The organism is Paenibacillus terrae, from assembly GCF_005217525.1.
GTDB classification, from domain to species: Bacteria; Bacillota; Bacilli; order Paenibacillales; family Paenibacillaceae; genus Paenibacillus; species Paenibacillus terrae_C.
This window is the reverse complement of sequence record NZ_PNXQ01000012.1, coordinates 814,363-822,272: the sequence shown is the minus strand read 5'-3', so window position 1 is coordinate 822,272 and position 7,910 is coordinate 814,363. Positions and strand designations below refer to the sequence as shown.

The 7,910-nt window shown below is 46.9% G+C and carries 6 protein-coding genes; all 6 read right to left on the bottom strand.

Annotation, left to right across the window (positions count from 1 at the left end):
* Positions 1-157 precede the first annotated feature (157 nt).
* On the bottom strand, positions 158-1,249 hold the full coding sequence (gene serC, locus C1I60_RS13930) for a 3-phosphoserine/phosphohydroxythreonine transaminase (RefSeq protein ID WP_137062222.1): 1,092 nt from the start codon (positions 1,247-1,249) through the stop codon (positions 158-160).
* A 335-nt stretch (positions 1,250-1,584) separates the two neighbouring features.
* Entirely contained in the window at positions 1,585-3,009 is a 1,425-nt protein-coding gene (gene glnA / locus C1I60_RS13925) for a type I glutamate--ammonia ligase (protein ID WP_044647439.1), read from the bottom strand.
* A 272-nt stretch (positions 3,010-3,281) separates the two neighbouring features.
* Positions 3,282-4,319, bottom strand: a complete 1,038-nt coding sequence (gene aroF, locus C1I60_RS13920) for a 3-deoxy-7-phosphoheptulonate synthase (RefSeq protein WP_137062221.1) — start codon at positions 4,317-4,319, stop codon at positions 3,282-3,284.
* A 265-nt stretch (positions 4,320-4,584) separates the two neighbouring features.
* A complete protein-coding gene (locus C1I60_RS13915; RefSeq protein ID WP_137062220.1) occupies positions 4,585-5,541 on the bottom strand; it encodes a 4-hydroxy-3-methylbut-2-enyl diphosphate reductase in 957 nt (318 codons plus the stop codon).
* 110 nt (positions 5,542-5,651) lie between these two features.
* Positions 5,652-7,130 (bottom strand): sensor histidine kinase, encoded by a 1,479-nt coding sequence (locus C1I60_RS13910; protein WP_137062219.1) that lies wholly within the window; start codon positions 7,128-7,130, stop codon positions 5,652-5,654.
* A 2-nt stretch (positions 7,131-7,132) separates the two neighbouring features.
* Positions 7,133-7,822 carry a response regulator transcription factor gene (locus C1I60_RS13905; RefSeq protein WP_014280609.1) on the bottom strand — a complete coding sequence of 230 codons (690 nt, stop codon included), beginning with the start codon at positions 7,820-7,822 and terminating at the stop codon, positions 7,133-7,135.
* Positions 7,823-7,910: the final 88 nt, after the last annotated feature.

Sequence of the window (7,910 nt, the reverse complement as noted above, 5' to 3'; positions counted from 1 at the left end):
TTCTATTATTTTAACAAAATCGGTGAGATTTGAACATCAACCAAAAAATAATCGCTCTACACCACTAAAAGCCTTCCCCTATACACATTCAGGGAAGGCTTTACTTTGGTCATTTCGATTTCCAACATTCGTGTATCGAAATATATGTCCGTTACAATCAGCTATGACGCTGCTTAAAGCTATCCATAAACTCGGCCAACGCTTGACAGTTCTCCAGCGGAACAGCATTGTAGATCGAAGCGCGAAGCCCTCCTACACTGCGATGTCCCTTCAGACCGACGAAACCAGCCTGCTCGGATTCCTTAATAAATTGCTTTTCCAAGTCCTCATTTGCGAGACGGAAGGTCACATTCATAATGGAACGGTCAGCGACGTCCACACAACCACGGTAGAAGCCTTCACTGCTGTCAATACGGTCGTAGAGCAAAGCAGCTTTCTGCTGGTTGACGCGTTCAATGCCTTCCAGGCCGCCTTCTTCCTGGATCCATTTCAGTACCTCATTCACCATGTATATAGCAAAGGATGGAGGTGTGTTGTAGAGAGAGTTATTTTTCTCATAAGTGCTATAACGCAGCATCGTAGGAACGTTGTCCGGTGAAGATGTTAACAGTTCTTCACGGGCGATCACGACCGTTACGCCGGAAGGTCCCAGATTTTTTTGTGCTCCAGCATAGATCAGTCCGAATTGAGTAGCATCAAACGGCTTGCAAAAAATATCACTGGACATATCCACAATCAACGGCACAGAACCGGTATTCGGGAATTGCTTGAACTGTGTACCTTCAATCGTCTCGTTGGACGTAATATGCACATAAGCAGTATTGTCAGGCAAGTCCAAAGAATCCACATTCGGAAGACGCATATACTTCTCATCAGCGGAAGACGCAGCAATATGAGCCTTGCCCACAAGCTTGGCTTCTTTATAAGCCTTGTCCGACCAGCTACCTGTCATGATATAGCTTCCTGTCTGTCCTTCACCCAAGAAATTTAAGGGCAGCATAGCAAATTGCGTACTAGCGCCACCTTGAAGAAATAACACCTTGTAGCCTTCTGGATTGCCTAGCAGAGATAACAGACGTTCCTGCGCTTCATTATGAACAGATTCATACACAGCTCCACGGTGAGACATTTCCATAATGGACATACCTGTTCCCTGAAAATCTACGAATTCAGCTTGTACACGTTCCAGCACTTTGAGCGGCAATGCCGCTGGTCCTGCATTAAAATTATAGGCTCTCTTACTCAACAAATTCCCATCCCTTCTCTACTCTGGTGCGGATATTATCGCTATGATAGCAGTATTCATAAGAGCGTTCAAGACTTGTTAAAAAATGTTTTCGATTTCATTTATGATGTGACAAAGATGTGAATGTAAGTATATTTAACATCTTAACTTTGTGGTATTTAATTTAATGTTAAAAGGTCCCCGGCTTAAAGACCGGAGACCTATCTTGAACATTAACCGTTACCAGAGGCTAATGGTTAATGTTCAAGGCAGCTATGCTGCTTGTTTTGTAGCTCATGTTGTCATTCAAGGCAACTATGCTAATTGTTTGATTAGCGCTGCTCATTTATTAACTGCTATTAGCAGTCGAAATACAGGCTGTATTCGTGCGGATGAACACGGATGTTAACCGATTTAGCTTCAGAACGTTTGAGCTCCACATAGTTATCAATAAAGTCCTTCGTAAATACGTCGCCTTCTGTCAAGAACTCGTAGTCGGCTTCCAGAGCGTCCAGAGCCTCATCCAGCGAAGCAGGAACACTGCGGATTTTACCTATTTCAGCATCGGACAACTCATAGATGTTTGTATCAAGTGGACCATACCCCAATTCGATCGGGTTCAGTTTGCGCTTGATGCCATCCAGACCCGCCATCAGCATTGCAGAGAAGGCTAGGTAAGGGTTAGCTGTGGAGTCCGGTGTACGGAACTCGATCCGACAGCCTTTAGGCGTAACAGCCGCTACCGGAATACGGACAGCTGCAGAACGGTTACCTTTGGAGAATACCAGGTTAACTGGAGCTTCATAGCCTGGAACGAGACGCTTGAACGAGTTCGTACTTGGGTTCGTCAAAGCGATCAGCGCTGGTGCATGGTACAGAATACCGCCAATGTAATGAAGGGCCAGTTCGCTCAGGTTAGCGTAAGCACCTTTTTCGTAGAACAAAGGAGTGTCTCCATCGAAAATGGATTGGTGAACGTGCATACCGCTTCCGTTATCTCCAAAGAGTGGTTTCGGCATAAATGTTGCCACTTTACCGTATTGACGAGCTGTGTTGTGTACAATGTATTTATAAACAAGCAGATTATCAGCTGTTTTCTTGAGTGTATCAAAACGGAAGTTAATTTCCGCTTGGCCTGCCGTAGCAACCTCATGGTGATGGCGCTCAATTCTCAGACCTGCTTCTTCAAGCAAACGGCACATTTCACTACGGATGTCTTGTTGGGTGTCTACTGGCGCTACAGGCACATATCCGCCCTTCACTCCCACTTTAAAGCCCAGATTGCCGCCCTCTTCCTTGCGATTCGTGTTCCAAGCTGCTTCTTCGGAATCTACGAAGAAGGAGGAGCTGTTCATACTGCTTCCGTAGCGCACTTCGTCAAAAATGAAAAATTCGGATTCAGGTGCAAAGTTAACTTTCGTACCTACACCAGCAGTTTTCAGGAATTCTTCTGCTTTTCTTGCGATGCCACGAGGATCGCGGTCGTATTTTTCGCCGTCTGGCGTAGCAATGTCACACAGAATATTCAGTGTAGGATGCTGAGTGAAAGGGTCGATAAAAACCGCTTCCGCATCGGGCAGCATAACCATGTCGGATTCCTCGATGCCACGATAGCCAGGAATGGAAGAACCGTCGAAAGCAACACCGTTAACAAATGTTTCCTCATCTACTTCGGAAGCTGGCAACGAAATATGGTGAGCACGGCCGGACAAATCTACAAAGCGAAAATCTACCCACTCAATATTATTTTCCTGAATTGTTTTTAATACATTTTCAACGGACATGTCTTCTTCCTCCCAATTTTCCGAACATTAAGTCTTATACAACCCTGAAATGTTCATGATCGAATGTTTTTTTCTGTCGTCATTATAAATCTCAAACATGACACGGGTCAATAGCTATGTAAGGTATTTTTTAAACTAATGTTAGATATTCTTACGCTCTTGATAACATTTGAATAGCACAAAAAGCCCGAAACATCGGGCTTTTGGGGGCGATTTTAATCAATTGACTGCGTTGCGGCACAACTTTTATGCATTAATGTTAAGTATTGGTTTTAAGAAATGGTACTGGGGGTATGGAATGTTTTTCCTACAGCTGGGGCCAGCAATTCCAAATCTTTCAGCAAATCTGAAAATTGATCCGGGAACAGGGATTGTACACCATCACCCGTCATCGAATTGTCGGGGTCTGTGTGCATTTCAATAATCAATCCGTCTGCTCCGGCAGCCACCGAAGCCTTCGTCATAGGAACAACCAGCTCACGACGCCCTGTGCCATGGCTCGGGTCGGAAATAACCGGCAAATGGCTCAGTTGTTGCAGAACAGGAATAGCTGACAGGTCCAGCGTATTTCTCGTGTAGGTTTCAAATGTTCGGATTCCGCGCTCACACAGCATAACATTCGGATTACCGCCCGCCAAAATATACTCGGCAGCATTCAGGAACTCATCGTAAGTCGAACTGAAACCACGTTTGAGCAGCACTGGTTTGCCACAGGATCCCAGCTTGCGCAACAGATCAAAGTTTTGCATGTTACGTGTACCTACTTGCAAAATATCCGCATATTCCGCACAGATATCCACGTATTCGGGTGTCATAACCTCTGTGATGGTCAGCAGGTCATGCTTCTTGCCCGCCTCGGCCATCATGATCAAGCCTTCTACACCTGTTCCTTGGAAGCTGTAGGGACCCGTACGCGGCTTAAAAGCACCTCCACGGAGAACCTGTGCACCCGCAGCTTTAACCAATGCAGCAATTTCGTCAATCTGCGCAGCAGACTCAACGGCGCATGGTCCACCCATGATAACAAGCTCGCCTCCGCCGATATTCACACCTTTGATAGAGATGACGGTATTTTCGGGATGAAAATCGCGGCTCGCCAATTTGTAAGACTTCGATATTTTGACTACATTCTCTACGCCCTTCATTTGGCGCAGGTGTTCAGCCAGCTTAGGCTCTACACTACCGATCAGCCCAATAATCGTACGATCCGATCCATGGGAAACATGAGCCTGCAAACCTTCTTTTTCAATAACTGCAACTATGGCCTGGATATGTTCTTCAGGTGTTTGGACACCAGCGATAACGATCATATTTTTCTTCCTCTCTCATAAAACATATTTTATGGAACACCCACATACATTATGACACTTAAACGCTTGTTCGCTTTCAAGCTTTTATTCGTTAAAGTAAATATACCTGTTTTGCCTGTACTCGTCAAGACTTAATTAGCCTGAATATTGGCCTGCAATTTCGATCCTCGTGATACCGATTTAGTCCGGGTGGGCTTCCGTCCAATTCAAAAAAAGCTGCCATCCGGGATCCCTTTCCCGAATAGCAGCCATGATCTGTTATAAATTATTTAGTCGTTTTTGACTTTTCACGCACAGGGGGCAGCAGCTTCTTCATATCAATCGTCCGCTGAATCTCCCATGTATCCGGGTTAGCCGGATCATATTGTTCCAGGTACAAAATAACCTCTTTCGTAATCAACGTAGGCGTAGAAGCTCCAGAGGTGACTGCTACCTTGTGAACGCCCTCCAGCCAATCCCGCTTCAGCTCTGTTACATCCGAAATACGGTAAGCTGTTGTACCCGCAATTTCCTCAGACACCTGAGCCAATCGGTTTGAATTGTTACTGCGCGGATCGCCAACGACAATCACCAGATCCGCCTGTCCGGCCTGCTCAGCTACCGCTTCCTGACGCACTTGAGTGGCCAGACAGATTTCATTGTGTATCTCGGCACCTGGGAACTTATCCAGCAGCTTTTTCATAATGTGCTTGATGTCCCACTGACTCATGGTCGTCTGATTCGTGATTAGAATTTTGTCCGCAGACAACATAAGGCCATCGATCTCCTCTTCCTTCTCAATCAGATGAACATGGTCGGGAGCAATGCCGATGGCCCCCTCTGGCTCGGGATGATTCTTTTTGCCGATATAAATAATTTGATAGCCTTCGGCAGACTTCTCCCGAATCAGATCATGAGTCTTCGTCACGTCCGGGCAAGTTGCATCAACGGTAGTCAGCCCCTTATCGCGAGCCAGCTTGCGAACCTCAGGGGATACACCATGAGCGGTGAAAATAACGGTACCACTCTCCACCTGGCTTAAAATCTCCATGCGGTTAGGGCCGTCGAGTGTAATAATTCCCTCATCCTCGAAGGAATTTGTGACATGACTGTTATGCACAATCATGCCTAGTATATAAATAGGCCGAGGTAAATCCAAGTTTCTGGCCGCCTGACGAGCCAATACCATGGCATCGACTACGCCGTAGCAGTAACCCCGGGGCGAAATTCTGAGCACTTCCAAAAATAGCACCCGCTTTCTTCGACACAGTATACAGCTCCAAAAACTGAGTAGCTGTGGCATCCAAGCCTTTACCGGCCAATTCTATGATGTAGTTGCCTTCCTATTATAGCCTATTCCAAAGGCGCGGAAAAGCTGACCGGAAGCCAGATGATAAATGTCGTCCCTTCCCCTTGGCGTGTAACCACTTCCACGGACCCATGATGTTCATCTATAATCCACTTGGCAATGGACAAACCCAAGCCAATTCCCTCCGTCACCCCGCGCGACTCATCCGCCCGATAAAAGCGGTCAAAAATAAAGGGAACCTCACTCTTGTCCATCCCGATGCCTGTATCACTAATCCGCAGACCTACCTGTCCCTGATAGACGATAGCATCAAATCGGACCGTACCTTCAGGTGTGTATTTGAACGCATTATCTATGAAAATAAACAGCATTTGCTGCAGATAATCCTTGCTGCCATCCATATAAATGCCATTCAGTATCGAAAAGTCACCTACATTCCATTCGGACGTCCGCTCCAAAAATTGAGCACGCCTGGCAACCTCACTTACGAGCGGCTCCAGCGCCACCGGAGCCTTCTCGAATGTTTTCCCTGTATCTGCTCTGGCGAGCGATAGCATATCGCCAACCAGACGGCTCATCCGTTTTCCTTCATCCGCCATATCACTCAGGGCCTCCATAGAGAGTTCACGAATCATCGCTTCATCCAGATTGGGACGGTCTCCCGGCTCGGTAGTCCACATTTTGAGCAAAAAATCAACGTTGCCTCGAATTGTCGTAAGCGGCGTACGCAGTTCATGGGAAGCATCGGCTACAAAACGGCGCTGGGCTCCATAAGCATCCTCCAGCTCCTTATAAAAAACCTCCGTACGCCCCAGCATCTTGTTAACCGTCGCGATCAGTTGCCCAATTTCATCTGGCGGTCCATCATATTCGATCCGGACACTCAAATCATTACTGGACTGAATCTGATTAGCCCCTTCGATCACCTTGACCAGCGGCTTCATGGACTTGCGAGCTAAAAAGAGGCCTGAGGTCGCAGCCGCGAGTAAAGCAAATAACGAACCGTATACAAGCACACTTTGCAGCCTGTTCATAAGCCGATCCTGAGAGCCTGTAAATTGCCCCACCTGTAACAGTCCAACCACTAATCCCAGTTCCTCGGATTTGATCGGTTGCTGATAAATCATAAAAGAATCCCCATCCACACTTACACGTCGAATTCCCTCATTTTGAACCGCTCCAGCCGCTGTGGATGGAACCGGAAAGGTAATATCGAGATTTTTCATATTTTGCGTCGTCTTGGTGACGCCGGATGTATAATTATAAATTTGTACATATAGCTGTGATTCATCAATTCCACGACCCTGCACCAAGCCCAAATCCAGATTGGGGACCTCAAACAGTCCTCCTTTGACGGTAAGCAGTAACTGCTTGTTAATACGTGGCGTCTGGTTCATAAGCTGACTTTTCACTTCATTATATGTGTAATAATATACCAGTCCGTAAATAGCCAGTCCAAACATAACAAGTACTATAGCCAAGATGCTGGAATACCAAGCTGTCAGTCGCCAACGAATAGACATAATTACACATCACCTCTTAAAATATAACCCGCTCCCCGAATCGTACGAATGAGCCGTTTGCCGCCATCCTGCTCCGTTTTTTGTCGGAGCATGGCAATATACACTTCCAGCACGTTTGACTCCCCGCTGTAGTCATAGCCCCAAATTTTGTCCATAATCAGGTCACGAGACAGAACGCGCTTCGGGTTTTGCATAAACAAGTGGAGCAGTTCAAATTCTTTTGCCGTCAGCTCCAGCCGCTTGCCGCCGCGAACCACTTCACGCGATTCGTTATCCAGCTGCAAATCCTCGAAGGTCAGTCGATGTCCATTATGATCCTGCTGATCGGTTTTACGGCGTAGAAGCGCCCGCACACGAGCCAGTAGCTCCTCCAGAGCAAATGGCTTGACGAGATAATCGTCTGCACCCAGATCCAATCCCTTAACCCGGTTCTCCACCTCGTCCTTGGCTGTAAGCATCAAAACGGGCACCGTACTTCCTCCCTCCCGCATGCGACGGCATACCTCGAAGCCATCCAGTTGCGGCATCATCACATCCAGCACGACAACATCAGGCTCAGCTGTAAGCATTTTATTCAATCCCTCTGCGCCGTTGGCAGCCGTCATCACTTCGTAGCCCTCGAAGGCCAGCCCTCTGCGCAGCATGGACACAATTTTTTCATCGTCATCAATAATCAGAATGGTAGAACGCATACACCATCGAGCTCCTTTATTATCTTCTTTTCACTCTATTGTAGCAGGAGTAGACGCGTGTAGCATCTTGCCTCCACATACAGCAAGA